The organism is Devosia sp. MDV22-iso42, assembly GCF_058629155.1.
In genome coordinates, this window is record NZ_JBZVWR010000007.1 from 252,474 (window position 1) to 278,754 (window position 26,281).

General features: G+C 64.5%; 27 protein-coding genes, 1 other RNA gene and 1 riboswitch. Of the genes, 20 read left to right on the plus strand and 8 right to left on the minus strand.

Features of this window, described 5'->3' with window-relative positions:
- Nucleotides 1-66: 66 nt before the first annotated feature.
- On the plus strand, nucleotides 67-3,687 hold the full coding sequence (locus AC4NN3_RS08695) for an AsmA family protein (protein ID WP_491926704.1): 3,621 nt from the start codon (nucleotides 67-69) through the stop codon (nucleotides 3,685-3,687).
- Here AC4NN3_RS08695 and AC4NN3_RS08700 read toward each other — a convergent pair.
- The 3 genes from AC4NN3_RS08700 to ssrA all read right to left on the minus strand — a co-directional run bounded on the left by AC4NN3_RS08700 (nucleotide 3,684) and on the right by ssrA (nucleotide 4,886).
- Entirely contained in the window at nucleotides 3,684-3,920 is a 237-nt protein-coding gene (locus tag AC4NN3_RS08700) for a ribbon-helix-helix domain-containing protein (RefSeq protein ID WP_491926705.1), read from the minus strand. The two genes, AC4NN3_RS08695 and AC4NN3_RS08700, sit on opposite strands and share 4 nt — an antisense overlap.
- 9 nt (nucleotides 3,921-3,929) lie before the next feature.
- The gene (locus AC4NN3_RS08705) at nucleotides 3,930-4,418 is read right to left on the minus strand and encodes an SspB family protein (RefSeq protein ID WP_491926706.1); all 489 of its coding nucleotides are present in this window, start codon (nucleotides 4,416-4,418) and stop codon (nucleotides 3,930-3,932) included.
- A gap of 111 nt (nucleotides 4,419-4,529) precedes the next feature.
- Nucleotides 4,530-4,886: a transfer-messenger RNA gene (gene ssrA, locus AC4NN3_RS08710) on the minus strand.
- A 73-nt stretch (nucleotides 4,887-4,959) separates the two neighbouring features.
- Nucleotides 4,960-5,170: riboswitch (cobalamin riboswitch) on the plus strand.
- 53 nt (nucleotides 5,171-5,223) lie between these two features.
- Between ssrA and AC4NN3_RS08715 the strand changes: the two genes are divergently transcribed.
- Together AC4NN3_RS08715 and AC4NN3_RS08720 are read left to right on the plus strand one after the other, a co-directional pair.
- Complete coding sequence (locus AC4NN3_RS08715) at nucleotides 5,224-5,904, plus strand: energy-coupling factor ABC transporter permease (protein ID WP_491926707.1); 681 nt, start codon at nucleotides 5,224-5,226, stop codon at nucleotides 5,902-5,904.
- Between the two features lie 113 nt (nucleotides 5,905-6,017).
- Complete coding sequence (locus AC4NN3_RS08720) at nucleotides 6,018-6,608, plus strand: DUF1003 domain-containing protein (protein ID WP_491926708.1); 591 nt, start codon at nucleotides 6,018-6,020, stop codon at nucleotides 6,606-6,608.
- Nucleotides 6,609-6,611: 3 nt separating this feature from the next.
- On the opposite strand, the gene AC4NN3_RS08725 is transcribed toward AC4NN3_RS08720, so the two are convergent.
- The gene (locus AC4NN3_RS08725; RefSeq protein ID WP_491926709.1) at nucleotides 6,612-6,812 is read right to left on the minus strand and encodes a YdeI/OmpD-associated family protein; all 201 of its coding nucleotides are present in this window, start codon (nucleotides 6,810-6,812) and stop codon (nucleotides 6,612-6,614) included.
- 226 nt (nucleotides 6,813-7,038) lie between these two features.
- Between AC4NN3_RS08725 and AC4NN3_RS08730 the strand changes: the two genes are divergently transcribed.
- From AC4NN3_RS08730 to hflC, 7 genes are all read left to right on the plus strand, one after another.
- Complete coding sequence (locus tag AC4NN3_RS08730; RefSeq protein WP_491926710.1) at nucleotides 7,039-7,833, plus strand: thymidylate synthase; 795 nt, start codon at nucleotides 7,039-7,041, stop codon at nucleotides 7,831-7,833.
- Nucleotides 7,830-8,147: a phosphoribosyl-ATP pyrophosphohydrolase gene (locus AC4NN3_RS08735; RefSeq protein ID WP_491926711.1), complete on the plus strand. Its 318-nt coding sequence runs from the start codon at nucleotides 7,830-7,832 to the stop codon at nucleotides 8,145-8,147. The genes AC4NN3_RS08730 and AC4NN3_RS08735 overlap by 4 nt, the downstream gene beginning before the upstream one ends.
- Nucleotides 8,148-8,237: 90 nt before the next feature.
- Nucleotides 8,238-9,245: a DUF4424 domain-containing protein gene (locus tag AC4NN3_RS08740; RefSeq protein WP_491926712.1), complete on the plus strand. Its 1,008-nt coding sequence runs from the start codon at nucleotides 8,238-8,240 to the stop codon at nucleotides 9,243-9,245.
- Nucleotides 9,245-9,724, plus strand: coding sequence for a GNAT family N-acetyltransferase (locus AC4NN3_RS08745; protein WP_491926713.1), 480 nt, complete (start codon nucleotides 9,245-9,247; stop codon nucleotides 9,722-9,724). Before AC4NN3_RS08740 ends, AC4NN3_RS08745 begins: the two co-directional genes overlap by 1 nt.
- Nucleotides 9,721-10,245: a dihydrofolate reductase gene (locus AC4NN3_RS08750; protein WP_491926714.1), complete on the plus strand. Its 525-nt coding sequence runs from the start codon at nucleotides 9,721-9,723 to the stop codon at nucleotides 10,243-10,245. The genes AC4NN3_RS08745 and AC4NN3_RS08750 overlap by 4 nt, the downstream gene beginning before the upstream one ends.
- Before the next feature lie 62 nt (nucleotides 10,246-10,307).
- The gene (gene hflK / locus AC4NN3_RS08755; protein WP_491926715.1) at nucleotides 10,308-11,429 is read left to right on the plus strand and encodes an FtsH protease activity modulator HflK; all 1,122 of its coding nucleotides are present in this window, start codon (nucleotides 10,308-10,310) and stop codon (nucleotides 11,427-11,429) included.
- A 3-nt stretch (nucleotides 11,430-11,432) separates the two neighbouring features.
- Nucleotides 11,433-12,518: a protease modulator HflC gene (gene hflC, locus AC4NN3_RS08760; protein ID WP_491926716.1), complete on the plus strand. Its 1,086-nt coding sequence runs from the start codon at nucleotides 11,433-11,435 to the stop codon at nucleotides 12,516-12,518.
- 88 nt (nucleotides 12,519-12,606) lie between these two features.
- Here the strand turns inward: hflC and serB are convergent, their stop codons facing one another.
- Nucleotides 12,607-13,479 (minus strand): phosphoserine phosphatase SerB, encoded by an 873-nt coding sequence (serB, locus tag AC4NN3_RS08765; protein ID WP_491926717.1) that lies wholly within the window; start codon nucleotides 13,477-13,479, stop codon nucleotides 12,607-12,609.
- Nucleotides 13,480-13,575: 96 nt separating this feature from the next.
- Here serB and miaA point away from each other — a divergent pair, with 96 nt between their 5' ends.
- On the plus strand, nucleotides 13,576-14,382 hold the full coding sequence (gene miaA, locus AC4NN3_RS08770) for a tRNA (adenosine(37)-N6)-dimethylallyltransferase MiaA (protein WP_491926919.1): 807 nt from the start codon (nucleotides 13,576-13,578) through the stop codon (nucleotides 14,380-14,382).
- Here the strand turns inward: miaA and AC4NN3_RS08775 are convergent.
- Nucleotides 14,379-15,794 carry an MATE family efflux transporter gene (locus AC4NN3_RS08775; RefSeq protein ID WP_491926718.1) on the minus strand — a complete coding sequence of 472 codons (1,416 nt, stop codon included), beginning with the start codon at nucleotides 15,792-15,794 and terminating at the stop codon, nucleotides 14,379-14,381. The genes miaA and AC4NN3_RS08775 overlap by 4 nt on opposite strands.
- Nucleotides 15,795-15,881: 87 nt before the next feature.
- Here AC4NN3_RS08775 and AC4NN3_RS08780 point away from each other — a divergent pair, with 87 nt between their 5' ends.
- The 4 genes from AC4NN3_RS08780 to AC4NN3_RS08795 all read left to right on the plus strand — a co-directional run bounded on the left by AC4NN3_RS08780 (nucleotide 15,882) and on the right by AC4NN3_RS08795 (nucleotide 17,705).
- Complete coding sequence (locus tag AC4NN3_RS08780) at nucleotides 15,882-16,256, plus strand: DUF423 domain-containing protein (RefSeq protein ID WP_491926719.1); 375 nt, start codon at nucleotides 15,882-15,884, stop codon at nucleotides 16,254-16,256.
- Nucleotides 16,257-16,318: 62 nt separating this feature from the next.
- Nucleotides 16,319-16,594 carry a YMGG-like glycine zipper-containing protein gene (locus AC4NN3_RS08785; protein WP_491926720.1) on the plus strand — a complete coding sequence of 92 codons (276 nt, stop codon included), beginning with the start codon at nucleotides 16,319-16,321 and terminating at the stop codon, nucleotides 16,592-16,594.
- A 293-nt stretch (nucleotides 16,595-16,887) separates the two neighbouring features.
- The gene (locus AC4NN3_RS08790; RefSeq protein ID WP_193335262.1) at nucleotides 16,888-17,100 is read left to right on the plus strand and encodes a cold-shock protein; all 213 of its coding nucleotides are present in this window, start codon (nucleotides 16,888-16,890) and stop codon (nucleotides 17,098-17,100) included.
- 149 nt (nucleotides 17,101-17,249) lie between these two features.
- Nucleotides 17,250-17,705: an NUDIX hydrolase gene (locus AC4NN3_RS08795; RefSeq protein ID WP_491926721.1), complete on the plus strand. Its 456-nt coding sequence runs from the start codon at nucleotides 17,250-17,252 to the stop codon at nucleotides 17,703-17,705.
- Between the two features lie 2 nt (nucleotides 17,706-17,707).
- Here AC4NN3_RS08795 and AC4NN3_RS08800 read toward each other — a convergent pair whose 3' ends face one another.
- Nucleotides 17,708-19,207 carry an inorganic phosphate transporter gene (locus AC4NN3_RS08800; RefSeq protein ID WP_491926722.1) on the minus strand — a complete coding sequence of 500 codons (1,500 nt, stop codon included), beginning with the start codon at nucleotides 19,205-19,207 and terminating at the stop codon, nucleotides 17,708-17,710.
- Nucleotides 19,208-19,591: 384 nt separating this feature from the next.
- Between AC4NN3_RS08800 and AC4NN3_RS08805 the strand changes: the two genes are divergently transcribed.
- From AC4NN3_RS08805 to AC4NN3_RS08825, 5 genes are all read left to right on the plus strand, one after another.
- Entirely contained in the window at nucleotides 19,592-21,361 is a 1,770-nt protein-coding gene (locus AC4NN3_RS08805; RefSeq protein ID WP_491926723.1) for an acetolactate synthase 3 large subunit, read from the plus strand.
- Between the two features lie 21 nt (nucleotides 21,362-21,382).
- Nucleotides 21,383-21,937, plus strand: a complete 555-nt coding sequence (gene ilvN / locus AC4NN3_RS08810; protein WP_491926724.1) for an acetolactate synthase small subunit — start codon at nucleotides 21,383-21,385, stop codon at nucleotides 21,935-21,937.
- 142 nt (nucleotides 21,938-22,079) lie between these two features.
- Complete coding sequence (locus AC4NN3_RS08815; RefSeq protein ID WP_491926725.1) at nucleotides 22,080-22,823, plus strand: pyridoxine 5'-phosphate synthase; 744 nt, start codon at nucleotides 22,080-22,082, stop codon at nucleotides 22,821-22,823.
- A 263-nt stretch (nucleotides 22,824-23,086) separates the two neighbouring features.
- Complete coding sequence (locus AC4NN3_RS08820; RefSeq protein ID WP_491926726.1) at nucleotides 23,087-23,701, plus strand: NADPH-dependent FMN reductase; 615 nt, start codon at nucleotides 23,087-23,089, stop codon at nucleotides 23,699-23,701.
- A 154-nt stretch (nucleotides 23,702-23,855) separates the two neighbouring features.
- Nucleotides 23,856-25,784: a potassium transporter Kup gene (locus tag AC4NN3_RS08825; RefSeq protein WP_408639767.1), complete on the plus strand. Its 1,929-nt coding sequence runs from the start codon at nucleotides 23,856-23,858 to the stop codon at nucleotides 25,782-25,784.
- Nucleotides 25,785-25,793: 9 nt separating this feature from the next.
- On the opposite strand, the gene AC4NN3_RS08830 is transcribed toward AC4NN3_RS08825, so the two are convergent.
- Nucleotides 25,794-26,234 (minus strand): hypothetical protein, encoded by a 441-nt coding sequence (locus tag AC4NN3_RS08830; protein ID WP_491926727.1) that lies wholly within the window; start codon nucleotides 26,232-26,234, stop codon nucleotides 25,794-25,796.
- Between the last annotated feature and the right edge of the window lie 47 nt (nucleotides 26,235-26,281).

Consider the following 26,281-nt stretch of genomic DNA (forward strand, 5'->3'; position numbering starts at 1 on the left):
GGCGGGGTTGCGCCAGCGCCGCTCTTGCCTACACTCTGCCACACCAATCCGGATGATCCCTGCGCTGTGCTGAACCGCATCTACATCGTTGTTGGCCTGCTGGCGATCATCGTGCTCGGTGGGGCATTCGTCGCCCCATACCTGATCCAGTGGGGCGACTACCGCAGCCGCATGGAGGCGCTGGCCAGCCAGGCGCTGGGCACGCCGGTGACCATTCGCGGCGATATCGCCTTTGCCCTGCTGCCGCAGCCGCGGCTCAATTTTTCCAACGTTCTGGTCGGCTCGCCGGAAGAGCCGGCGGCCACGGTTGACAGCGTCGACGCCGAGTTCTCGCTGATGGATTTCCTGCGCGACAATTATGACGTGACCAAGCTGGTGCTGCGCGGGCCGGTCATCGATTTCAGCATCGACGAAAGCGGTCTGTTTGGTAGCGGCGTCAGCCTGGCCGGCGCCGGGGGCGGGGTGGCGCTGGGCCAGGCCAGCATTGTCGATGGCACGATCCGGCTGCTGGACCGGCGGGTCGGCCAGACCATGCTGGCGACCAAGGTCGAGGGCGAATTGAAGCTGTCGAGCTTCAGCGGGCCGTTCCAGCTGCAGGGGTCGGCGGAATTCCAGGGTGAACGCTACGGGTTGCGCGTCAACGCCGGGGCGCTCGATGCGGCCGGCTCCATGCAGCTCTCCAGTTTCGTGCAAGCCCAAGGCGGGGCGTTTTCTCTTGCCGCCGAGGGGCTGTTCACGCCGGGCATGGCGCCGAAATTCGATGGCACGATGACCTACCGGCAGACGCCGCCGGTGGCCGAGCGGGCGGACGATATCCGCGGCGATCTGGTGCTGGAAAGCAAGCTGGTGGCCTCGACCGACCGCATCGTGCTGTCGGGCTATACGCTGCAGCCGGACCAGAACCGCGCCGGCACGCGGCTGACCGGGGCTGCGAGCATCCAGCTGGGCGCCCGGCGCAGTTTTGATGCGGTGGTATCGGGCGGGGTATTCTCTCTGCCGCCGCGCGACGCCAAGGAAGATGCCAGCGCCTTGCCCTATGAGGCGGTGCGGCTGCTGAGCGAATTGCCGGCGCCGCTGATCCCGCCGCTGCCGGGCCGCATCGGCATCGACCTGGCCGAGGTGGGGCTGCGCGGCTTTGCCCTGCGCGACGTGCGGCTGGATGCCAGCAGCGACGGGCAGAACTGGACCGTGGAGCAGTTCCTCGCGCAATTGCCGGGCGATACCAACGTGCAGGCCAGCGGGCAGCTGAGCCGGGAAGGCGATCAACCGGCATTTCGCGGGACCTTCGCCATCAACAGCCTGCGGCTCGACGGCCTGGCCCAGCTCTGGCGCAAGCCGGAGGATGACACGGCGCTGTTCAATCAAGGCGGGACGCTGGCGGGCAATGTGATGCTGACCGGCGATGCGCTGCGGGTCAGCGAAGCGCAGCTGACGCTGGCCGAGGCGCCGCATGCGGTCGAGCTGCGGGTTGGCTTTGGCGCGGAACAGCGGCTCGACGTGGTCGGGCATTTTGCCGATCTCGGTCGGCAGGGCAGTGCCGTGCTGGGTGCGCTGCTGCCCGACTGGCTCGCCGAGCCGCGCTTTGGCATCAGCTTTCCGGAGGGCAGTTTTTCGCTGACCGGGCAGGCGGCCCGGGTGCTGGGCCAGGACGGCGCGGCGCTGGTTGCCGAGGGACAGTGGACACAGAACGCCGTCAGCTTCACCCGGCTCTCGGCCGGCGACTGGGGCGGGGTGGGCTTTGACGCAGCGTTCAACGCCTCGGGAAATCTTGCGGCGCCGCGGCTGGCAGGATCGGGCCGGATCGCGGTGGCGGCGGCTACAGCGCCGGCACTGGCCGGGCTCTATGAATTGCTGGGGACGCCGCAAGCCTGGCGGGACTTCATGGCGAGATCGGCTCCGGCCGAGGTGCTGGTTGATCTCGAGCCCGGCGACGGCGACGGTCAGATCTTGACGCTGGGTGGCAAGCTGGGCGTCGCCCGGCTCGACCTGCGCGCGGAACTGGGTGGCGGTATCGCTGCCATGCGGACGGCGCCGCTGCGGCTGACGGCCACGCTGGAGGCCGACGATTCGGTGGCGCTGGGCGAGCAGATCGGCCTGGGTTCGGCGGCGCTGTTCGAGAGCGACGACATGCTGGTCAGCCTGCGGCTCGATGGCACCCCCAGCAACAGCCTCGACAGTCGCATCAATATCAGCGCCGGCGAAGAATATCTGGGCTTTGCCGGGTTCCTGGTGAGCACCGATGCCGGCGAGGTGCAGGGCACCGGTTCGCTGGACATGGCCCTGGCCGATGCGGGCGGGCTGGCGCGCATCGTCGGGGCGTCGGGGATCAGCCTGCCCGAGGCCAGCGGCAGCGCGCTGCTGCATTTCGAAGGCGACCGGCTGGCGCGGCTGAGCGAGATTGAAGGCAGGTCCGGCGAAGCCGGCTTTTCGGGCACGCTGGGCCTGACGCGGACGCGCGATGGCGGCGTTGTGGCCGGCGACATTGCCGTCGACAGCGCATCGGTGGAGGGTCTGGCGGCGACGCTGTTCGGCCGGGCGGCGATGATTGGCGACAATGATGGCTGGCCCGAGGGACCCATCAGCATTGGCGAGCAGGCGCGGACGGTGCGGGGTAGTGTCGCGGTGACGGCCGGCGGTGTCACCGCTGGCGGCAGTGAGCGACTGGGGGCAACGAGCTTTGACCTCGTTTGGGATGAAACGCGGCTGCGGCTGGCCAGGTTCGAGGCGGTGCTGGGGGACGGTACGGCCAGTCTTGATCTGGCGGTGTGTTGCGCCGGGCCGCTGGCCGACAAGACGGTCAGCGGGCGGCTGAGCCTGAGCGATGCCGCCCTAGCCGCTATCGCGCCGCCGGCTTTGGCTGAGGCGTTGACGGGCGTGCTGGAGGGCGGTGTGCAGATCGAGGGTACGGGCGCCAGCATAGCCGATGCGCTGGGCGCGCTGGCCGGGGAGGGCAATTTCACCGTCAGTGATTTTGCCGTGGCGCAACTGTCGCCACAGGTATTTCCGGCGCTGGCCGGGCTGAGTGACGTGCTCAACATGGATGGCGATGCGCTGCGTACCATCATTGCCCAGAGCCTTGAACAGGGGCCGTTCGCGGCGCCGTCGGCTTCCGGCGCCTTCACCATTGCCGGGGGCGTGCTGCGGCTGACCAATTTCCTCGTCGATGGCGCCGGGGCCCGGCTGGCGGGCGACCTGACCCTGGGGCTGGAAAGCCTGGGTCTTGGCGGCGAATTTGCTTTGACGCCGCGTGGGTTTGAGGATGCCAATGGGCTGATCGGCGCCGATACCGCCCGCATTTTCAGCCGGGTCGGCGGCACACTGCTGGCGCCGGTGCCGCAGCTGGATCTCGATGAAATGGTGGCCGCCATCCAGGTGCGGGCCAATGAGCTGGAAGTGGATCGCCTTGAGGCGCTACAGGCGGCCGATGCTGAACGGCAGCGCGCGGCAGCCGAAGAACGCAACCGGCTGATCGCCGAGCAGCGACGGCGTGCGGCAGAAGAGGCAGCGGCGCGGGCGGCGGCCGAAGAGGCGGCGCGGTTGGCGGCCGAAGAAGCGGCACAGCGGGCGCTTGAGGCGCAACCGCCAGCTACCGCTCCGGCACAAGCCGATCCTGCGCCGTCAGGGCCGCTCTATCTGGGCCTGCCGCCGCCGCAGCTGGCGCCATCGACAGGCCTGCCCGGCAATTAGGGTGTCGTGCCGTCAGCTGGCGGCGTTTCCGCCTTGCGGCGATACCAGCCGAGCACCGCCACGCGCGCCGCCGATGAAAGATTGGTGGTCTGCCGGTCGGCGTCGATGCTGGCAATCAGGGCGGTCATGGTCTGCCCGGCCTCATGGGCCATCAGTTCCAGCGCCGCCCAGAATTCAGGCTCAAGCGCAATGGAGGTGCGGTGGCCGGCGATGGACAGGGAACGCTTGTCCATCGGCGGGGTTCAGGGCTTCTTGCGGAAGGCGTCGAGGCTGACGACCTTTTCGCCGGGCTTTTCGCTCTCGGTGCCCGCCGCGCCGGCTTCGGCCTCAACGGCGTCATCCTCGGCATTTTCGACCATTTCGGCGCCCGGCGCGGTCTGCGGATCAAACTGCAGGCCGAACTGGACCGACGGATCGAAGAAGCCTTTGACCGCCGAAAAGGGAATGACGAGGGTTTCGGGAATGCCGTCGAAGGACAGGCCGACCTCAAAACCGGTCTCGGACACCTTGAGGTCCCAATACTGGTTCTGGATGACGATGGTCATTTCCTTGTCGTACTGGCCGAGCAGCTTCTCGCTCAGGCGCACGCCGGGGGCGCGGGTCAGGAAGGAAATGAAGAAGTGGTGCTCGCCGGGCAGGCCGGTCCGGGCGACTTCCGCCAATACCTTGCGCACGACGCCGCGCAGGGCTTCCTGGGCGAGAATATCGTAGCGCATGTGGTCTTCGGCCATGGTCACCCTTCCGGTGCTGAGAGATAGAATCCCGAACGGCCCATATCAGCCCTACGTTCCGTGCGATTTCAAGAACTAAAGCTTGTCGGCTGCCCGGTACCTGAAAATGAAAGTGCAGGCTTCTGTTGCCAGGTGCCTGCGAACCCCGCCTGTCACCCGGCTAGGGGTGGAGGACTTAATTTCCCAATGCTAGCACTGCTTACGCAGCGAGAGCGACTGGAGCCTTATTGTTGTCATTTGCAACTATAAGTTTCGGACCGATAACGGTGGTACCTCACCGAGCAAAAGCACACCCTTTACACCCTCGTCGATCCTGTTTCGCCCCCATTGGCTGCCCCGAAAAGGGGTAGATGGTGGAGGCGCCGGGTACTGCCCCCGGGTCCGAATGGCTTATTACGATGACAATTTATCGCCATAGCTCTTGCGAGCAATCCCTATATAGGCGCGCTGCCGGTGCGATGCAAATGCTGCGACAAATTTCTGCTTGATGCGGGCGGGTGCTCCGGCCCCTGCATGGCGCTTGTCCCGGCACGGCGTCATGCGCTAACGTGATCGTGATGGTTTTCGCCCCCGCATGCGCGGGGCGGATGAAAAGGGAACACGGTGCGGCGTATCCATCAGGAGCCAAAACCGTGGCTGCCCCCGCAACTGTAAACGGTTTTCGGCCGCAATATGCCACTGACGCCAAGTCGGGAAGGCGCGTGCCGATGCAATCCGTGAGCCAGGAGACCTGCCATCAAGTGCGAGCACAGCCGTGCTCATTGACGACAGCAGGCCGCACGGTGGGTGCGGAGAGGAGACAGACATGCATATCGAACCGGGCATCGTTGACGGTGCCAAGATTACCCTGAGCTACGCCACGGCCGCCGGATCGTTCGGGCTGGCCGGCAAAATGGCGCTCGACACGATTCGCACCGAAGGCGCCGGCGCCCTGGCGCTGCGGAGCCTTTGCACCACGGCGCTGGTATTCAGCTTCTTCGAGGTGTTTCCGCACCATGCCGTCGGCGTGTCGGAAGTCCACCTGATCCTGGGCTCGACCCTGTTCCTGATCTTTGGCGCCGGCGCGACCGGGCTGGGCCTGGCCCTGGGCCTGCTGCTGCAGGGCCTGTTCTTTGCGCCGTTCGACCTACCGCAATATGGCATGAACGTCACCACGCTGATCGTGCCGCTTTTTGCCATGACCTTCCTGGCCAAGCGCATCATCCCGCAGGCCACGGCCTACAAGGACGTCGGCTACGGCCAGGCGCTGATGCTGTCGACTGCCTATCAGGGCGGCACCGTCGCTTGGGTCGCCTTCTGGTCGCTCTATGGCGGCGGTCTTGGAGCGCAGAACCTGGCCGCCACGGCCAGCTTCGGCGCCGCCTATATGCTGGTGATCGTGCTGGAGCCGCTGATTGACCTGGGCGTACTGGCTTTGGCCAAGCTCTCCGGCGGCTTCAAGGGCCTGCCCCTGTTGCATAACCGGCTCTACCACGCCGGCGCCTGACGTTTACGGCAGCCTCGCCCAGCGGGGCTGCCACCCGTCCGGACCGCTGTTTTAACGACCCGCCTCGACCGCGATCGGTATAGACTGGCCGTCACACTAGTGGTGAGGCTGGCATGGCGACGACGACATCTGACAAGCTCGGTCACGCGGCCGAGCGGTTTCTGGACAAGGGCGAGACCGCGCTCGATGCGCGCGAGCGGCATGTGCTGGAAAAGGCGCTGAGCCGGCAGACGCTGGCGCTGGACACCAGCAAGACCTTTGACGAGGATGCTACCTTCGGCCAGCGGCTCGCCGATGGCGTGGCCGCGTTCGGCGGCTCCTGGACGTTCCTGATCTTCTTTGGCCTGGCCCTGCTGGCCTGGGTGGCGAGCAACCTGCTGATGGCGGGCCGGGCGCCCGACCCCTATCCCTTCATCTTCCTCAACCTGATCCTGTCGATGCTGGCGGCCGTGCAGGCGCCGGTCATCATGATGAGCCAGAACCGGCAATCGGCCAAGGATCGCCTGGTCACCAGCCATGACTACGAGTGCAACCTCAAGGCCGAGATCGAGATCATGGCGCTGCATGACAAGATCGACCAGATGCGCAATGACGATCTCAAGCGGCTGATCGGCCAGCAGCAGGAGCAGATCGCCCTGCTGACGCGTCTGGTGCAGGGCCATCTTGATGAAGGGGCGAACCCGGACGGCACCCGGCCGACGTGAGCGCTAGCGCTTCCAGGCCATGCCCATATAGACGTCGCCGGCCCGCAGTTCGGCGAGCATCTGCTTGAGATGCTTGTGCCTGGTGTCGTCGCGCTTCACCTTGTTGATCCACAGCAGGTAGTCGTTGCGCTGGTAGGGCGGGCGCGCCTCATAGGCGGGGCGCAATCCGCTGGCGTCGAGCGCCTCGCGGACGAAGTCGGGCATGGGCTCCCGTTTTCGCAAAGGACGCAGGACCGGGCTCATCTTGTTTCCTCATCGACCTGGTGACGACAGTGTTCAGCGCTCATATATCGCCTCCTGAATCTTGATCGCAGGAAGGCTATCAAAGCACTGCGGACAGGCTTTGTCAGGACGCGATGCGGTATTCCCCTACCGAGGGCCAGCTTCAACATGGATCGAAGGCGCAGCCGAATCGCGGTATTGAAGGCCCATGCAGCCCTATCTCAAGCTTCTCGCCACCATCCTCGAAAACGGCACCGACAAGGCCGACCGTACCGGCACCGGGACGCGGAGCCTGTTTGGCTACCAGATGCGCTTCGACCTGGCGCAGGGCTTTCCGCTGCTGACCACCAAGAAGCTGCATGTCAAGTCGATCGTCTATGAGCTGCTGTGGTTCATCCGCGGCGAGACCAATGTGCGCTGGCTGCAGGAGCGCGGGGTCAGGATCTGGGACGAGTGGGCCGACGAAAACGGCGATCTGGGCCCGGTCTATGGGTCGCAGTGGCGCAGCTGGCCGGCGCCGGACGGGCGCAAGATCGACCAGCTCGCGCAGGTGATTGAATCGATCAAGACCAAGCCGGACTCGCGCCGGCATATCGTGTCGGCGTGGAACCCGGCCGAGGTCGACGACATGGCACTGCCGCCATGCCACTGCCTGTTCCAGTTCTATGTCGCCAATGGCAAACTGAGCTGCCAGCTCTACCAGCGCTCGGCGGACAGCTTCCTGGGCGTGCCGTTCAACATCGCCTCCTATGCCCTGCTGACCCATATGGTGGCGCAGGTGACCGGCCTCGAGGTGGGCGACTTCGTGCACAGCTTTGGCGATGTGCACCTTTATTCCAACCATTTCGCCCAGGCGCAGGAACAGCTGACGCGCGAACCGCGGCCGCTGCCGACCCTGGTTATGAATCCGGCGGTGACGCGGCTGGAAGACTTCGTCTTCGAGGATTTCGCCTTCGAGGGTTATGATCCGCACCCCACCATCAAGGCGCCCATCGCCGTATGAGCCGGGACCTGGCCGCACTCGGCGATCTGGTCGCGCGGGTTTCCGACATCTATGCGCAGCGTCACGAGATCAACCGCGACGCCGACTGGTATCTGCTGAAACTGCAGGAAGAGCTGGGCGAGCTGAGCGCGGAATATCTCAAGCTGTCGGGCCGCGGCCGCCTGAAAGATGCCGGACCCGAGGCGATCCGCGCAGCGCTGGAGGATGAGACGGCCGACGTGCTGGCCATGGTGCTGCTGTTTGCCCGCAACAACGGCATCGACCTCGATGCGGCGCTGCAGCGAAAATGGTTCAAGCACCTTCCGCAGGACTAGCAGGCCGGGCTAGATAGGCTTGGCGCGCTCCATTGCGGTGCAATGCCGTTTTACTGAAGTGACTGTGATGCTGGCGTCGGGGGACCTGCCATGAAATTGCTCTGGGCTGTGACGATGCTGGTTGGGACGGGCCTGCCCGCGCTGGCCAATGACACCTCGGCGGTGCTGACGACGGGTGGCCTGGAATTCGTGACCAATGCGGATATCGTCATGCAGAGCGAGGACCTCTTCATCTCGGCCGAGCAGATCCGCGTGACCTATGAGTTCCGCAATGACGGGGCGACGGACCAGACCGTGCTGGTGGCCTTCCCGATGCCCGATATCGCGCCGGATTTCTATTCGCCGGTCGGCTATCCGACCGGGCCAGACGACAATCTGTTCGAATTCGAGACCCGCTTCGAGGGCGAGCCTGTCGCGGCGACGCTGCACGAATACGCCTTTGCCCACGGGGTGGATCGCAGCGACATGGTGCGGAAACTGGGCCTGCCCATGGTGCCGATCAGCGAACGGGCGCAGCTGGCCACCGAAGCCCTGCCGCCCGAATCGCTCGCCGAGCTGCTGCATCTGGGCATGGTGGCGCCGGATGAATATGACGTGGGCCAGGGCATGGAGAAACACTATTTTCCGACCTGGACCTATCGGGCGACCTATACTTGGGAGGCGGTGTTTCCGGCCGGCCAGACCGTCACCGTTGAGCATAGCTACAAGCCCAGTCAGGGCGGCACGGCGGGGGTGAGTTTCCTCTACCCGGCCGATGCCTATGGGGATCCGGCAGCGGACTATGCCAAGAAATACTGCACCGATGCCGGGTTCATCAAGGCGGTGCGCGCCACGCTGACCAATCCGGACGAGCTGTGGACCACGCCCTATACCGAGACCTGGCTATCCTACATCCTGACTACCGGCAGCAACTGGGCCGGCAATGGCATCGAGCGGTTCCGCCTCGTGGTCGACAAGGGCGATCCGGCCAATCTGGTGTCGTTCTGTGGCCAGAACGTCAAGAAGATCGGTCCGACCACCTTCGAGATGGTCGAGGAGAACTTCTGGCCCGACAAGGAACTCGACATCCTCATTCTACAGCGCCGGACGGACCCGTAATGAGCTTGACCATACGCCCCGCGCAAGCGGGTGACGCGGCCCAGATCATCGCCTTTATCGCGGCGCTGGCAGATTATGAAAAGCTCAGCCACGAGGCGGTGGCCACGGAGGCCGACATTATGCGCGACCTGTTCGGGCCGGATCCCAAGGTATTCTGCGAGATCGCCGAATGGGACGGGAGGCCGGTAGGTTTTGCGCTGTGGTTCTATACCTATTCGACCTTTCAGGGCCGGCACGGCCTGTGGCTGGAAGATCTCTATGTCGATCCAGCCCTGCGCGGCAACGGTATCGGCAAGGCGCTGCTGGCCCATCTGGCGCAGCGCTGCGTGCGTGAGGGGCTAGGACGGTTCGAGTGGTGGGTGCTCGACTGGAACGCGCCGTCCATCGCCTTCTACAAGGCGCAGGGCGGGGTGATGCAGGACGAATGGACCAAGGTGCGCGTCGATGGCGCGGACCTGCTGGCACTGGGGGCAGCATGACAGTCAGGATCGCCATGATCGTGGGCGTGGCCGAGAACGGCGTCATTGGGAGCGACCAGACCATTCCCTGGCGCATTCCCTCGGACATGGCGTTCTTCAAGCGCACCACGATGGGCAAGCCCATCATCATGGGCCGCAAGCAGTATGAGACCGTGGGCAGGCCCCTGCCTGGGCGCAGCAATATCGTGGTGACCCGGCAGCAGGGCTACCAGCCCGAGGGCGTAGTGGTGGTCCCCAGCCTCGAGGCAGCCCTCGCCATGGCGCGCGTTATCGCTGAAAGGGACAGTATAGACGAGATCGTGATCATCGGTGGCGGGGAGGTCTACGCCCAGATGATGGACCGTGCCGACCGGCTCTATGTGTCCCACATTGCCCTTGCTCCTGCCGGGGACGTGCGGTTTCCGGAGATCGACCCGGCGGTCTGGAGGGTGATCGATGCACCCGAAACCAACCCCGATCCGCGAGATGAAGCGGCCTACCGCGTCAATGTGTATGAGCGTCGGATTGCCGCGGCGCATTGATCGTGCGGGTCGCTTGCCTATATAAGGCCATAATGAAGTGACGATAATCCGAAAGGGATGCGATGCCGTGGGAGAATAATGGAGGCGGGGGTGGCCGCAACAATGGCGGTCCCTGGGGACAGGCACCCGGTGGTGGCGGCGGTGGTCCAAGGCGGCCCGGCGGCGGCAACACGCCCAATCTCGAAGACATTCTCAATCGCGGCCGCGACCAGTTTCGCGGTGGTTTGCCCGGCGGGCGCTGGGCGCTGATCGGCGGGGCGCTGGCTCTTGTGGCGTTCTGGGGCCTGAACTCGGTCTATACCGTGGATCCGCAGGAAGTCGGCGTCGAGCTGCGCTTCGGCGCGCCCAAGCCCGAACTGTCCATGCCAGGCCTGCATTTCCTGTTCTGGCCGGTTGAAACGGTCGAGCGGGTTGTCACCACCGTCAACCAGACCCAGATCGGCGCCTCCACGGCGCCTGGCACTGCACGCACGACGACGGCCGGTTCCAGTGAGGGCCTGATGCTCTCGGGCGACCAGAACATCGTCAGCGTCCAGTTCTCGGTGTTCTGGGCCATCGATAATCCGGTCGACTACCTGTTCAATGTGCGCGACCAGGAATCCATGGTGCGCTTCGCTGCCGAAAGCGCGATGCGTGAAGTGGTCGGTCGCCGGCCAGCACAGGACATCTACAGCGATGACCGTAGTGGTGTTTCGGCCGAAGTGCTGTCGATCACCCAAACCATCCTGCAGAGCTATGGCCTGGGTGTGAACGTCACTCAGGTGCTGATCGAAAATGCCGGACCACCGGCCGAAGTGATCGACGCGTTCAACGAAGTCCAGCGTGCGCGCCAAGACGAGACGCGCCTGCAGGAAGAAGCCCGCTCCTACGCCAATACGCTGCTGGGTGATGCCCGCGGTCGTGCGGCGGCACTGCGTGAAGATGCAGCAGCCTACACCAACCGCGTGGTGCAGGAAGCAACCGGTGAATCCGAGCGCTTCAACGCCGTCTATGCCGAATATGTCAATGCGCCCGAAGTGACGCGCAAGCGGCTCTATCTCGAAACCATGGAGCAGGTGCTCGGCGGTTCGGAAAAGGTGCTGATCGAGAATGGCGTCGACGGCAGTGGGGTCGTGCCCTATCTGCCGCTGCCCGAATTGCGCTCGCGCGCTACCTCCACTCCGACGACGACGACGGGGAACTAGACCATGCAAAACCGTCTCATCATCCTCGGCGTTGCCATTCTGGCCGTGCTTTATGTCGTGTTTTCCTCGCTCTATGTCGTGGACGAACGCGATCAGGCCATCGTCATGCGCTTCGGCCAGATCACCGATGTGCGCACCGAACCGGGCATCTATTTCAAGATCCCAACCGATATCGTGGACAGCGTGCAGATCATCGAAGATCGGCTGCTGCGCTATGACATCGCCAATATGCGCGTGCAGGTATCGGGCAATGCCTTTTACCAGGTCGATGCTTTCCTGACCTACCGTATTTCCGATCCGCGGCTGTTCCGCGAACGGGCTACCGGCCAGCTGTCGGTGGCGGAAGACCGCATCGGGGCCAGCCTCGACTCGGCCCTGCGTGAAGTCTACGGCCTGCGCGAATTCAATGCCGCCCTGTCCGAGCAGCGCGCGCAGATGATGCAGGAAGTGCGTGACCTGATCCGTCCGGATCTGGCCAATCTGGGTATCGACGTCGTCGATGTGCGGATCCTGCGCACCGATCTGGATGCCGACGTGTCGGCAACCACCTTCGAGCGGATGCGGGCGGAACGTCTGGCCGAAGCCGCCCTGCTGCGCGCTCGTGGTCAGGAACAGGCCCAGTCGCTGCGCGCTATCGCCGATCGTCAGTCGGTCGAGATCGTCGCTGCGGCGACCCGTGACGCGGAAATCATCCGTGGTACGGGCGATGCCGAGCGAAACCGCCTGTTTGCTGCCGCCTATGGGCAGAACCCGGAATTCTTCGAGTTCTACCGGTCGATGCAGGCTTACATCACGGCGCTGCCGGGTACCGGCACGACGATGGTGCTGTCGCCTGACAGCGCCTTCTTCAACTATTTCGGCTCCAATGGGGAACTGCCGGCGGCGACGGCCAATCCGGCCGCACCGATCCGGCCGACTGCTGCGCCGATGACGGCACCGGTCAGCAATGAACCGGCCCTGGACGGGCTGGGCATTGAAGAGACCACCTCGCCCAGCATGACGCTGGAAGATGGCTCGGAACTGACACCGACCGTCGGTACGGAAGTGCCGACGCCGACCGAAGCGCCAGCCGAAACCCCGGCGCAGTAGGCAGGTCGCCGCTGCAGACATTGAAAAGCCGGCGCAGTCACCTGCGCCGGCTTTTTGCTGGCTGATGCCTGGCCGCGCTCCGCTGAGGCTAGCGGACGATATCCTCGTCGGCATAGCCTTGCAGGTAGAGCAGGGCGGTGAGGTCGGCGTGATCGATGCGGATGCCGGCCTGGGCCGCCACGGTCGGCTTGGCGTGCAGCGCCACGCCGAAGCCGGCAATGGCGATCATGTCCAGGTCATTGGCGCCGTCGCCCACCGCCATGGTGCGCTGGAGCGGTACATTGCGCTCGGCGGCCAGGGCGATCAGGCGCTCGCGCTTGGTGGTCTTGTCGACGATGGGCTTGGTCACCGTGCCGGTCAGCCGGTCGCCGTCGAATTCGAGCACATTGGCAACGGCCTCGTCAAAGCCGATGCGCTTGGCGAAGAAGTCGGCGAAATAGGTGAAGCCGCCCGAAACCAGCGCGGTATAGGCGCCATAGGCCTTCATGGTCTGGATCAGGGCGCGCCCGCCGGGCGCCAGGGTAATTCGCTCGCGGCGGACTTCCTCGATGACCCGGCGCTCCAGCCCCTTGAGCAGGGCGACACGGGTATCGAGGGCGGCGGCGAAATCGAGTTCGCCGCGCATCGCCCGGTCGGTGATGTCGGCGACCTGGTCCTTTATGCCGAGGGCGTCAGCGAGTTCGTCGATGCACTCCTCGTTGATCATGGTGGAATCCATGTCGGCGATCAGGATCGGCTTGCGACGGCCCTCGCTGGGCACCACAGCGGCGTCGACCTTGCGGGTGCCAATGACGGCGCGGGCCAGGCTCAGCGCGTCGGGCGCGACCGGATCGATGATCTCGCAGGCAATTGAGTGGTCGAGCCAGTTGAGTTCGCCGCCGGTTTGCTGCACCACTGCGGCGGCCAGGTCGGGGTCGAGCTCGGAATCGATGGGATTGGCGATGAGGCAGAGGACTGGCATGGGCAATACTCAGGGAGGATACGGGTGACAGGCCGCCGGCGTGCCGTCCTGATAGCGGGTCCGACTGCCAGCGGCAAGTCGGCGCTGGCGCTCGCCATGGCCCAGGGGCAGGGCGGTGTGATCGTCAATGCCGATTCCATGCAGGTCTATGACACCTTGCGGGTAGTGACGGCGCGGCCTGGCCCCGATGAGGTGGCGCAGGCCGACCATCGCCTCTACGGCACGGTCTCGGCGGCAAGCCGGTTTTCCACCGGGCAATGGCTGGCTGCAGTGGATGACGTCATCGCCGAGACCGGCGATGCGCCGCTGATTTTTGTTGGCGGCACAGGGCTTTACTTCGATGCCTTGCTGCACGGATTCGCCGATATCCCCGAGGTGCCGGGCGAGATTGCCGCTCAAGTTCAACTGGAGATTCAAGCGCTCGACGCCGCCCAGCGGCTGGCCTTGCTGCAGCGGGAAGACCCGCTGGCGGCGGAACGGCTCAAGGTAGCCGATCCACAGCGGCTGGTGCGGGCCCTGGCGGTCAAGCGGGCTACGGGACGGCTGCTGTCGAGCTTTCAGGACGACAAGCAGGCCGGGGCACTGGAGGGGTTTGACATCGAAAGGATGGTGCTTGACCCTGAGCGCGATGTGCTGCGCCAGCGTATCGCGCTGCGCTTTGCCGCGATGTTTGCCGGCGGCGCGATCGAGGAGGTGCAGGCCCTGCGGGCGCTGGCGCTCGACCCCTCCCTGCCGGTGACCAAGGCGATCGGGGTGCGCGAGATCGGCGACTGGCTCGACGGTGTCATCGGGCAGGACGAGGCCATCACGCTGGCCACCATCGCCACGCATCAATATGCCAAGCGGCAGCGCACGTGGTTCCGCAACCGTTTTGGCAACTGGCCGCGGCGCGGGCTGGCCTAGACGCGGGCGCGCATCAGCCCGAGCCGTTCGCGCATGGCGAAGCGGGCCACCAGAACCACCGCTACAATGCCCAGCCCGGCGGCGAGGCCGAGCCAGATGCCGACACCGCGCCACTGCAGCACGAAGCCGAGCACATAGGCGATGGGCAGGCCGATGCACCAATAGCCGACCAGCGCCACCAGCATGGGGATCTTGGTGTCGCTGAGGCCGCGCAGGGAATGGGCGGCCACGACTTGGGCGCCGTCGACGATCTGGAACAGGCCGGCCACCGCCAGGAAGGTGACGGCCAGACCCAGCGCATTGGTATTGTCCGGCGAGCGCGGATCGAGGAACCAGGAGACGATGACCGGTCCCATGGTCAGGAACAGGATGCAGCTGACGGTCATGAAGCCGGTGCCCAGGACAAAGGCGGTCCAGCCTGCCTTGCGGACGCCTTCGGGATCGCTGCGACCATAGGCGGTGCCGACCCGTACTGTGGCGGCAATGCCCAGGCCCAGCGGCACCATGAAGGCCATGGAGGCGCATTGCAGGGCCACGGCATGGGCGGCGACTTCGTCGGTGCCCAGCAGGCCCATCAGCAATGCGGCCGCAGTGAACAGGCCGACTTCAGCCAGCACGGTCAGGCCGATCGGCGTGCCGATGCGGAAGATTTCGCGGAAGCGCGGCCAGTCCGGCTTCCAGAACCGGATCATGATGTGGAAGCGCTTGAAGCGGCGGTGGCGCAGCACATAGGCCAGCATCAGCGCGAACATGACGATATTGGTCAGCACGGTGGCCAGGGCCGAACCGCGCAGTTCAAGCCGCGGAAAGCCGAAGTGACCAAAGATCAGCACATAGTTGAGAGCCGCGTTGAACACCACGCCGCCCAGGGTGATCCACAGGATCATGCGGGTGGCATCAAAGGCCGATAGCAGCGAGCGCAGGGCGATCATGGCCAGCGCGGGAAACAGCATCCAGACCGCGATCTGGGTATATTGCTCGGCCATGATGGTGGCATCGGGGTCCTGGCCCAAGGCGATGAAAATCGGCCGGATCTGCAGCAGCAACGGCACCAGGATAGCGGCGATGGCAATGCCGGCCCACATGCCCTGACGCACCACGCGACGGACGGCCTTGATGTCGCGCGCGCCGCGCGCCTGGGCCACCAGCGGCGCCACGGCGCCGACAATGCCGAAGCCCAGCAACAGGAACGGCATCAGGAAAGCCGTGGCCAGCGCGCCGGCAGCCAGAAAGTTCGGCCCGAGCCAGCCCGTCATGATGACATCGGTCGCCGTCAGGGCGTTCTGCGCCAGCTGGGCGATGACCAGGGGCCATGCCAGGGTGAAGGTGGCCCGCAATTCGGCGGCCCAGCTCGATGACGGCGAAACGTCAGGGGCGGTCGCGCCGGACGCAACCGTGACTTGCTCACTCATGAAAAAATGTCCTACTCGCAGATCATGCTCTAGCTGAATCCCGCGTTTGGCGGAAGGGCGCAGGTGGCGGGCGCGGGGGAGAAGCCGATGACATCGAGAACGGACGTAAGCGCGCGCCTGATGCTGATTGCCGCCGGACTGGCGGGCGGCTGCGGAGTGGCGGCGGCGGCGACGGCATCGCATGGTGGGGAGTCCCGTAATCTGGCGGCGATCGCGGCGATCTGCCTGGCGCATGGGCCGGCGCTGCTGGCCCTGTCGCTTGCCGGGCGGGGCAGGCTGCTGCGGCTGGCGGGAATGCTGCTGGCCGGGGGCACGGCGATCTTTGTCGCCGATCTGGGCGTACGCGAGTGGCTTGGCCACGGCCTGTTTCCCGGCGCAGCGCCGCTGGGGGGCGGGGGGATGATCCTGGCGTGGGTCGCCATCTGTCTGGCGGGCACTATCGGCGCACTGCAAAATGATTGAAGGATGGTGGAACCAATCAATGACAGGGTCGTTATTGGGTTGAGATTTCCTCGGAGGCTTCCATGCACAAAATTCTGATTATTGCCGCTACCTGCCTGTCGCTCGCTGCCTGCACCACCACCCAGCAGGGCGCTACCGTTGGCGCCGTTGGCGGCGGTCTGGCCGGCGCGGCCCTTTCTGGCGGTAGCGCAGTTGGTACCGTTATTGGTGCCGGTGCCGGTGCCGTTGTCGGCGCTGCTGCCGGCAGCATGGTCGGCAAGCGCGAGGGCTACAGCAACCAGTGCGTCTACCAGCGTCGTGATGGCAGCCAGTACTACGACATCTGCCCACAGGGCTAAGTCCAGAATTGCAGCATCGCCCCATGCTGCAGGCGCCTTCCAGGCGCTGAATGCCCGGCTCGGATTCAATCCCGGGCCGGGCGTTATTGTTGTCAGGTGAAACGCCTTGAAATTGTCAGCAATAGCCGCCATATTTTGCTTCTACGACACTGTCTCGCGCTATCTGATCGACCGGCCAAGGCCGGGAACTTGGCTATCTCCTGATCTGTGAATCGTTAGGCCGGACCCGGATTTTCGGTCCGTTTTCAACCCTTAGCCGCCCCAGCGGCGACCACTTGTGAGGACTAAGTTCCATGGCTACCACCGGTACCGTCAAATTCTTCAATACCACCAAAGGCTTCGGCTTCATCTCGCCAGAAGATGGCGGCAAGGACGCTTTCGTCCACATTTCGGCTGTCCAGCGTTCCGGCCTGCAGGGCCTGTATGAAGGCGACAAGGTGACCTATGAGCTCGAAACCGGCCGCGACGGCAAGGAATCGGCAACCAACCTGACCCTGCTCAGCTAAGCTGGCCGCGTGAATGTTGCGAAGGGCCCCCACGGGGCCCTTTTTTGTTGCCCGGGCCGATTTTGTTGGCGGTGATACCGCGAATCCCGCAGCATTGCCGGACGCTGCCAGCCCTTCGGGAGCCGCAGCCCAAGCGTTACAAGGGTCTCATGGTCAAGAATTTTCTGCGCAACTGGAGTCCGCGGGTCGATATCCCGGCGGAATGCCGGCAGGTGGGTGCCTTGCCCTATGCACTGGTGGACGGGCGGTTGAGCGTGCTGCTGATCACCTCGCGCCGCAGTGGCCGCTGGATCTTTCCCAAGGGCGCCATCGAGCCGGATATGTCGGCCAGCGAGAGCGCGGCGCTGGAGGCGCTGGAGGAGGCTGGCGTGGTCGGCGCGGTCGAGGATGTGCCGATCGGCAGCTATCGCACCGGATCGGACAGCGACGGATCGGCACTGGTGGATGTCGACATTTATCCCCTGCTGGTGGAGACGCAGCTTACGGAATGGAAGGAACAGGGCCAGCGCCTGCGCCACTGGGCCGTGGTATCTGAGGCGCAGCGCCTGCTGGTCGACCCGGCGCTGGGCAGGATTGCCGTGGCCCTGGCCCGGCGGTTTGGCTGAGGTCAGCCAACCAGCTGGTTGAGCACCAGGAAGACCAGGGCGGCCAGCAAGGCCGAGGCCGGCACCGTGATGACCCAGGCGGCGGCGATGCCCAGCACATGGCGGCGGCGAACCAGGCGCCGGCGGGCCTGTTGCCGGTCCTTGGACAGGGCCTGTTCGGGCGTGGCATTGAGCATGGCCGGATCGACGAAGCGGGCATCGACCGGTACCGAATTGCCCTTCATGTCGCGCTGGGCAATATATTCGCGCAGGAAGCCGACCCCGAAAATGGCACCCACTGCAATATGGGTGGAAGAGACCGGCAGGCCCAGCGCCGAGGCAGCCAGCACAGTTGCGGCGGCTGACAGCGCCACGCAATAGGCGCGGATCTCGTTGAGCTTGGTGATCTGCTCGCCGACGGTGCGGATCAGGCGCGGGCCGAACAGGGCCAGGCCTAGGGCGATACCCACACCACCGATGCACAGGACCCAGAGCGGCAGGGCCAGATTGGCTGATTGCACGCCGCCGGTCTGGACGGCGTTGACGATGGCGGCAAAGGGACCGATCGCATTGGCAACGTCATTGGCGCCATGGGCAAACGAGAGCAGGGCGGCCGCCACGATCAGCGGCAGGCGGAACAGCTTGGCGATGTGCTTCTTGCGGTTCTCGATGCGCAGCGACTGGCGCCGGACCATCGGCATGGCAACAATCCAGCCCAGCGCGGCAAAGCCGACCCCAAGGGCCAGAACGGTGCCGAGACCGGGTGTCCAGACACGCTTGAGACCCTTGGTGGCCAGGTACATGGCAAAAATGCCGGTCATCAGCGCTACCATGACCGGCACCCAGACGCGGGCTGCCGAGATCTTGTCGATCCGGGTGGTGATGGTGGAGCGGACCACCGAGAGCAGAAGGGCAGCGAAGACACCGCCCAGCACTGGTGAGATCACCCAACTGACGGTGATGGTGCCGATGACCGGCCAGGCGACCGAGCCAAAGCCGGCCGCGGCGATGCCGGCACCGACCACGCCGCCGACCACGGCATGGGTCGTCGAGACGGGGGCGCCGATAATGGTGGCCAGGTTGACCCATAGGGCGGAGGCCAGCAGGGCGGCCATCATCACCAGCACGAAGGTATCCGTGTCCAACTGCTGGCCCACCAGCAGGTCGCGGGCCACGGTATTGACCACATCGCCGCCAGCCAGCAGGGCGCCGGCGGCTTCAAAGATGGCGGCAATCAGCAGGGCGCCGGCCATGGTCAGCGCCTTGGAGCCCACGGCCGGGCCCATATTGTTGGCCACGTCATTGGCGCCGACATTGAGCGCCATGTACCCGGCGATCGCGGCGGCAATGACGACCAGATAGCTGTGCGGGCCGCCGGTGACGAGAAAACTTGCCCAGACCGCGGCGGCGAGCAGGAAGACCAGCGCAATGCCGGGAGCGGCAAGCGAACGGGCCAGGTCATGGGTGGCGGTCTGCAGGCCGGTGACCCGTTTGAGGTCCTTGTCCAGCGCGGGCTTGGCCATTGTCATCTATCCGTCACATGAAGCGTGCCGCGGCAATAGCATTGCCAGCGCAAATGGCCACCCCTTTATGGCTGGCGACCCCAGTTGTTTGCCGGTGGCGAGGCGGGAGAGCTGGCGGCGGGCAAATGCCGCTCCTGCCACCCCGCCGTGCGGCCTTGACTTCATTGCGCACTTGCTCTTATCAATGCGGCCAGAATTTTTTGCAGGAGAGGTCCCGTGCGGGCACTCATTCTCGTAGTAGGCAGGCGCATCGGCACCGTGGGATAACATCCCGCGCGATAGCTGGTGCGCCGAAAACAGGTCCCGAACGGGGCCTTTTTTATTGCCCGGTTTTCGCCGCTACGAGATTGGGCTCCCAATTTGGATTTAGGGAAGGACAGAACAATGACCGAAAGAATGACCGGCGCTGAAATGGTTATCCAGGCGCTGACCGATCAGGGGGTCGAGCATATTTTCGGTTATCCGGGCGGCGCTGCCCTGCCGATCTATGACGCCATGTTCCAGCAGGAGGCGCTGCAGCACATCCTGGTGCGGCACGAGCAGGGCGCCACGCATATGGCCGAGGGCTATGCCCGCTCGACCGGCAAGCCGGGCGTCGTGCTGGTGACGTCGGGGCCGGGGGCCACCAATGCGGTGACCGGGCTGACCGATGCGCTGATGGATTCCATCCCCATGGTCTGCATCACCGCCCAGGTGCCCACCACGCTGATCGGCACCGATGCCTTCCAGGAATGTGACACGGTCGGCATTACCCGCAGCTGCACCAAGTATAATTACCTGGTCAAGCGCATCGAAGACCTGCCGCGCATCATGCACGAGGCGTTTCTGATCGCCACCACCGGCCGGCCCGGTCCGGTGGTGATCGACATCCCCAAGGATGTGCAGTTCGCGGTTGGCGACTATTACAAGCCTGATCTCGAAACGCTGCGCCATCAGAGCTATCGCCCGCAGGTGGATGGCGACGCTGCCGCCATCGAAGCAGCAGTCGAGCTGATGCTCAAGGCCGAGCGGCCGATCTTTTATACCGGCGGCGGCGTGATCAATGCCGGTCCCGAAGCATCCAAGCATCTGCGCGAACTGGCCGAGCTGACCGGCTTTCCCGTGACCTCGACGCTGATGGGCCTGGGGGCTTTCCCGGCCTCCAATCCGCAATGGATGGGCATGCTGGGCATGCACGGCACCTACGAGGCAAACCTGGCCATGCATGACTGCGACGTCATGATCAATATCGGCGCGCGCTTTGACGACCGCATTACCGGCCGCATCGACGCCTTCTCGCCGGGCAGCCGCAAGATCCATGTCGATATCGATCCCTCTTCCATCAACAAGGTGGTGCGGGTCGACGTGCCGATCATCGGCGACTGCGAGCGGGTGCTGGCCGAAATGGTGCGCGTCTGGCGCAGCAAGACCAACCAGAGCCGCACCGAGGCGCTGGCGCCCTGGTGGAAGCAGATCGAGACCTGGCGGGCCGTGGATTCGCTCGGCTACAAGAATTCCGACACGGTGATCAAGCCGCAATATGCCATCGAGCGGCTCTACGCGGCCAGCCAGAAGCAGGGCAAGGAAGTCTATATTACCACCGAGGTGGGCCAGCACCAGATGTGGGCGGCCCAGCATTTCCACTTCGACCAGCCCAATCGCTGGATGACCTCGGGGGGCCTGGGGACCATGGGCTATGGCCTGCCGGCTGCGGTCGGCGTGCAGGTGGCCCACCCCGATGCGCTGGTGATCGACATTGCCGGCGAAGCCAGCGTGCAGATGACCATGCAGGAGATGTCGACCGCCGTGCAGTATCGTCTGCCGATCAAGATCTTCATCCTCAACAATGAGCGCATGGGCATGGTGCGGCAGTGGCAGGACCTGCTGCATGGCAGCCGCTACGCCCATTCCTATTCGGAATCGCTACCCGATTTCGTCAAGCTGGCCGAGGCCTATGGCGGCAAGGGCATTCGCTGCTCCAACCCGGCCGAGCTCGACGCGGCGATCGAAGAGATGTTCGACTATGACGGCCCGGTGCTGTTCGACGTGATCGTGGAAAAGGACGAGAACTGCCTGCCCATGATCCCCTCGGGCAAGCCGCATAACGAGATCATCCTGCCCGATACGGCCAATATCGGCTCCATCATCGACGAGAAGGGACGGCAGCTCGTCTAGAGCGCTGTGGAGGACAACACCATGAACGCACATCTGCAGCCGACCGGATCGGCCTATTTTCTCACCAATGAGACCCAGGAGCAGGAGCGCCACACGCTTTCGGTCCTGGTCGACAACGAGCCGGGCATCCTGGCCCGGGTCGTCGGCCTGTTCTCGGCCCGTGGCTACAATATCGAAAGCCTGACTGTCAGCGAGACCGAACACGGCCGCCGACTTAGTCGCATCACCGTTGTTGTCATCGCCACGCCCAAGGTTCTGGTGCAGATCAAGCTGCAGCTCGAACGCCTCGTGCCAGTGCACAAGGTGCATGACCTGACTGCCGAAGGCGCCTCGCTGGAGCGCGAACTGGCGCTCATCAAGGTGGCCGGTTCGGGCGATCATCGCGCCGAGACTCTGCGGCTGGCCGATGCCTTCCGGGCGCAGATTGTCGATGCCTCGGTCGAAAGCTTTGTCTTTGAAGTCACCGGCAAGCCGGCCAAGATCGACAGCTTCATCGCCCTGATGCAGCCACTCGGCCTGGTGGAAGTCGTCCGCACCGGTCTGGCCGCCATTTCGCGCGGCCCGCAGGGCATGTAGGCCCAAATCCGACCAATGCGGCGTCGGCGGCTAATCCCGCTGGCGCAGCATTGGCTTGGCTGATGGATCCCATCACAAAAGCCGGTTGGGCGCAGCGCTGCCAATGGTATAGGGTTGGGGCGAGTTCAGACCGAGTGCGCCCATGACCCTGTTGTCCGTCAATCTCAATGCCGTCGCGCAACTGCGCAATCGCCGCGACCTGCCCTGGCCGAGCGTGGTGGGCATGGCCCGCGTCGTGCTCGATGCCGGGGCCAGCGGCATTACCGTGCATCCGCGGCCGGATGAACGTCACATCAGGCGGTCGGATGTATTCGACCTGGCCGCCATGCTGCGCGCGGACTATCCCGCGGCCGAATTCAACATCGAGGGCTATCCGACCCCCGAATTCATCGATCTGATTGTCCAGGTCAATCCGCAGCAGGTGACGCTGGTGCCCGACAGCCCCGAGCAGGCGACCTCGGACCATGGCTGGGATTTCCACGCCATGGGCACGCATCTGACCTCGATGGTGCAGGCGCTCAAGGCGCCCGGGCGACGGATATCGCTGTTTTGCGATTCGGATGCGGGCGTTATCGGGACGACGGCGGCCAAGGCGACCGGGGCGGACCGGATCGAGTTGTTCACCGGCCCCTACGGCGCCTGTTATGCTGACCCGGACAAGGCTGAATACGAGCTGGCAGCGCTGGCCGAGACGGCGCGGGCCGCCCATGCCGTGGGCCTGGGGGTCAATGCGGGCCATGATCTGACACTGGCCAATCTGGCGGCATTCCAGGCGGCAGTGCCGGGCGTCGAGGAAGTCTCAATCGGCCACGGGCTCATTGCCGATGCGCTGCTGATGGGCTTTCCGGCGGCGGTACGGGCCTATCGGGCGCTGCTGGGCAGCTAGCACCGGGTCCATCGGCGCATCCCCAGGGGCCGGCGCGATTGTAGCGCAAGCATCGAACAGTGCGTCGCCGCAAAGGCGATGCTGGCGCATGCAAGGCGCGCCAAGGACGTCTCGGCGGCAAAAATGCCAGTGTTTCTGTATACTTACACCAGTGTGCCCTAGGCAGGCTGCTGTTCTCGGGGGACAGCAACGTGCCTCCTTGTGAGTCGTCGTTATAGGCACATATATCGCCTCAGTTACGATTTGTTACCAAGGAGGCTTCCATGTCTGCTCTCAAGATCGCCGTTATCATCTCCTCGACCCGCCCGACCCGCTTTGGCGATCTGCCAGCGCAGTGGATCCTGGCCAAGGCCAATGAACGTCCCGAAATCGACGCCGAAATCCTCGACCTGCGCGACTTCGACCTGCCGTTCTTTGACGAAATGGCCTCCAATGCCTGGATGCCTTCGGCCAATGCAAACGCGGTCAAGTGGCAGAACAAGATCAGCGAATTCGATGGCTATATCTTTGTGACCGCCGAGTATAACCGCTCGATCACCGGCGCCCTCAAGAACGCGCTCGACCAGGCCTATGTGAACTGGAACAAGAAGGCGTTCGGCGCCGTCGGTTACGGCACTGTCGGTGGCGCCCGCGCCGTCGAACACCTGCGCAACATCGGCGTCGAGCTGCAGATGGCCTCGACCCGTTCGGCCGTGCATATCGGCGGCGCCGATTTTGCTGCCGTGCACCCCGCCTTTGGCGGCACCAAGACAATTGCCGAGATCGAAGGCTCGATCGGCAATTCGGCCAAGGACATGCTGGACCAGCTGATCTGGTGGGGCGCTGCCCTCAAGACCGCCCGCCAGGAAGAGGCTGCAGCCGCGGTTGCCGCCGAATAGACTTACGAAGACCTCCAAAGTCTCGTTTACCAGCAAGGGTCGCTCCGCAAGGGGTGGCCCTTGTTGGTTTGAACCATTGTTGACGCAAGGTGTTGTGTGAGACTGTGGTCGGGTGTATAGCCGCGCGGCCTTTGACCAAGAGAGCACAGGGTTCATGACGCAGACGAATGCGACCGGCGGCAGCGCCGGCATCGATGCGAGCGACCACAGCCATTCCCGTTCCGCCAAAGATTTCCCCTTGCTGGTCATGGGCGCGATCGGCGTGGTCTATGGCGATATCGGTACCAGTCCGATCTATGCCTTCCGCCAGGCCATGTCGGTTCGGCCCGGCGCCGCGGCAAGCAGCATCGAGATTCTCGGCCTGCTGTCGCTGATCGTCTGGGCCCTGACCCTGACCGTGGCGGTCAAATATGTGTTCTTCGTCACGCGTGCCGACAATAATGGCGAAGGCGGCACGCTGTCGCTGATGGCCCTGGCGCGCAAGACCTTCACCAATCCACCGGCCTGGATCACCATTCTGGGCGTGGTGGGCGCGGCCATGTTCTTTGGCGATGCGATCATCACCCCCGCCATCTCCGTGCTCTCGGCCGTCGAAGGCGTGCAACTGGTGCAGCCGGGCATGGCGCGCTGGGTGGTGCCGATCACCCTGGTGATCATTGTCGGGGTGTTCTTCGTGCAGCGCTTCGGCACGGCCAAGGTGTCCATCGTCTTCGGGCCGATCACGGCCATCTGGTTCCTGGTGCTGGGCTTTTCCGGCCTCGTGCACATCATCGACTATCCGGCCGTGCTGTGGGCGATCAACCCCCTGCTGGGGCTGCAGTTTCTCGCTACCCATTTCGGCATTGCCTTTGTGGTGATCGGCGCCATCTTCCTGGCGGTCACCGGCGCCGAGGCGCTCTATGTCGATCTGGGCCATTTCGGGCGCAAGCCAATCGTGCTGGCCTGGTTCGGGCTGGTGTTCCCCTGCCTGCTGCTCAACTATTTCGGGCAGGGCGCGTTCGTGCTCGAGGTGGGCGTGCACAATGTGGAAAGCCCGTTCTTTGAAATGCAGCCCGATTGGGCGCTGCTGCCCTTTGTCGGGCTCGCCACCATGGCCACCATCATTGCAAGCCAGGCGGTGATTTCGGGCACCTATAGCCTCACCCAGCAGGCCATCGCGCTCAACATGCTGCCCCGCATGCAGGTGCTGCACACGTCCGAGACACAGAGCGGCCAGGTCTATATGCCGCAAATCAACACCATGCTGATGATCGGCGTGTTGATCCTGGTGGTGGGTTTCGGCAGTTCCGAGGCCCTTTCCAACGCCTATGGCATTGCCGTTTCGGGGGTGATGGTGGTGACGCTTTCACTGCTGGTGGTGGTGATGTGGCGGAACTGGAAATGGCATCCGGCCGCCGTCATTGCCTTCGGCGTGGTATTTGCCATGATCGACGGGGCGTTCTTCGCCGCGAATGCGGCCAAGCTGTTCCAGGGCGGCTGGGTGCCGGCCGTTGTCGCCGCGGGTGTCGCCCTCATCATGTGGAGCTGGATGTCGGGCCGGCGTCGTCTCGCGGAAAAGACGAGACGAGACGAAGTGCCGCTGGAATTCCTGGTGGAGAACCTGGCCAAGAAACGGCCGACCCTGGTGCCGGGCACCGCAGTATTTCTGACCAGCGATATCGAAGGCGCACCGACGGCGCTGCTGCATAGCCTCAAGCACTACAAGGTGCTGCATGAGCAGAACGTAATCCTGACGGTCCGTACTTCGGCCTCGCCGCGCGTGGCGGACGACGAAAAGGTGACGATCGACGCCTATAACGAGCTGTTCAGTCGCGTGGTCGTGACCTTTGGCTATATGGAAACGCCCAATATCCCCAAGGCGCTAGCGCTCGGCCGCAAGCTGGGCTGGAAGTTCGACATCATGAGCACCTCGTTCTTCCTGTCGCGGCGCTCATTGAAGCCTGGCAGCAAGCCGGGCAGTCCGCTGCGCTTCTGGCAGGACCGGCTCTTTACCCGCCTGGCGCGCAATGCCAGCGACGCGACGGAATATTTCCACATTCCCACCGGTCGCGTGGTGGAAATCGGCACGCAGGTGGTGCTGTAGGCGAGCTGCCTACTTCTCCATGTCCGGGCAGACATAGGGCACGGACGCCGTGACATAGCGCTGTTCGAGCACGTCGCTGCCCAGCTTGAGGCTCAGCACCAGTTCGGTTTCGGTGAGGGTCGCGATATCGGCATTTATGGTCATGCCGTCCTCGTCCCAGCTGATGGCACTGTCCGAAACCTGCTGCCATTTGGACAGGCGGTAGGTTTCCCAGCAGCTGTCGCTGACCAGCGTGCCATCGGCGAGAAAGATCTGCATCGGGCCGGGCAGGGCCGCATCGGCGTCCGAGCGGACCCAGACCTTGTTGAGCAGGGGATTGCCGCGCTCGGTCGTCTCGTCGGCGCTGTCTTCTTCGGCGTTCCGGGTATCCTGCCCCATGGCGGGCAGGGCGGCGCAGGTGCCGACACCCCAGACGCTGAGCAGCGCGATGATTGCGGCCTTGGTATCCATCAGCAAGTTCCCCGTGTGCCGCCGATACGTGGTGACTGCATCGGCGT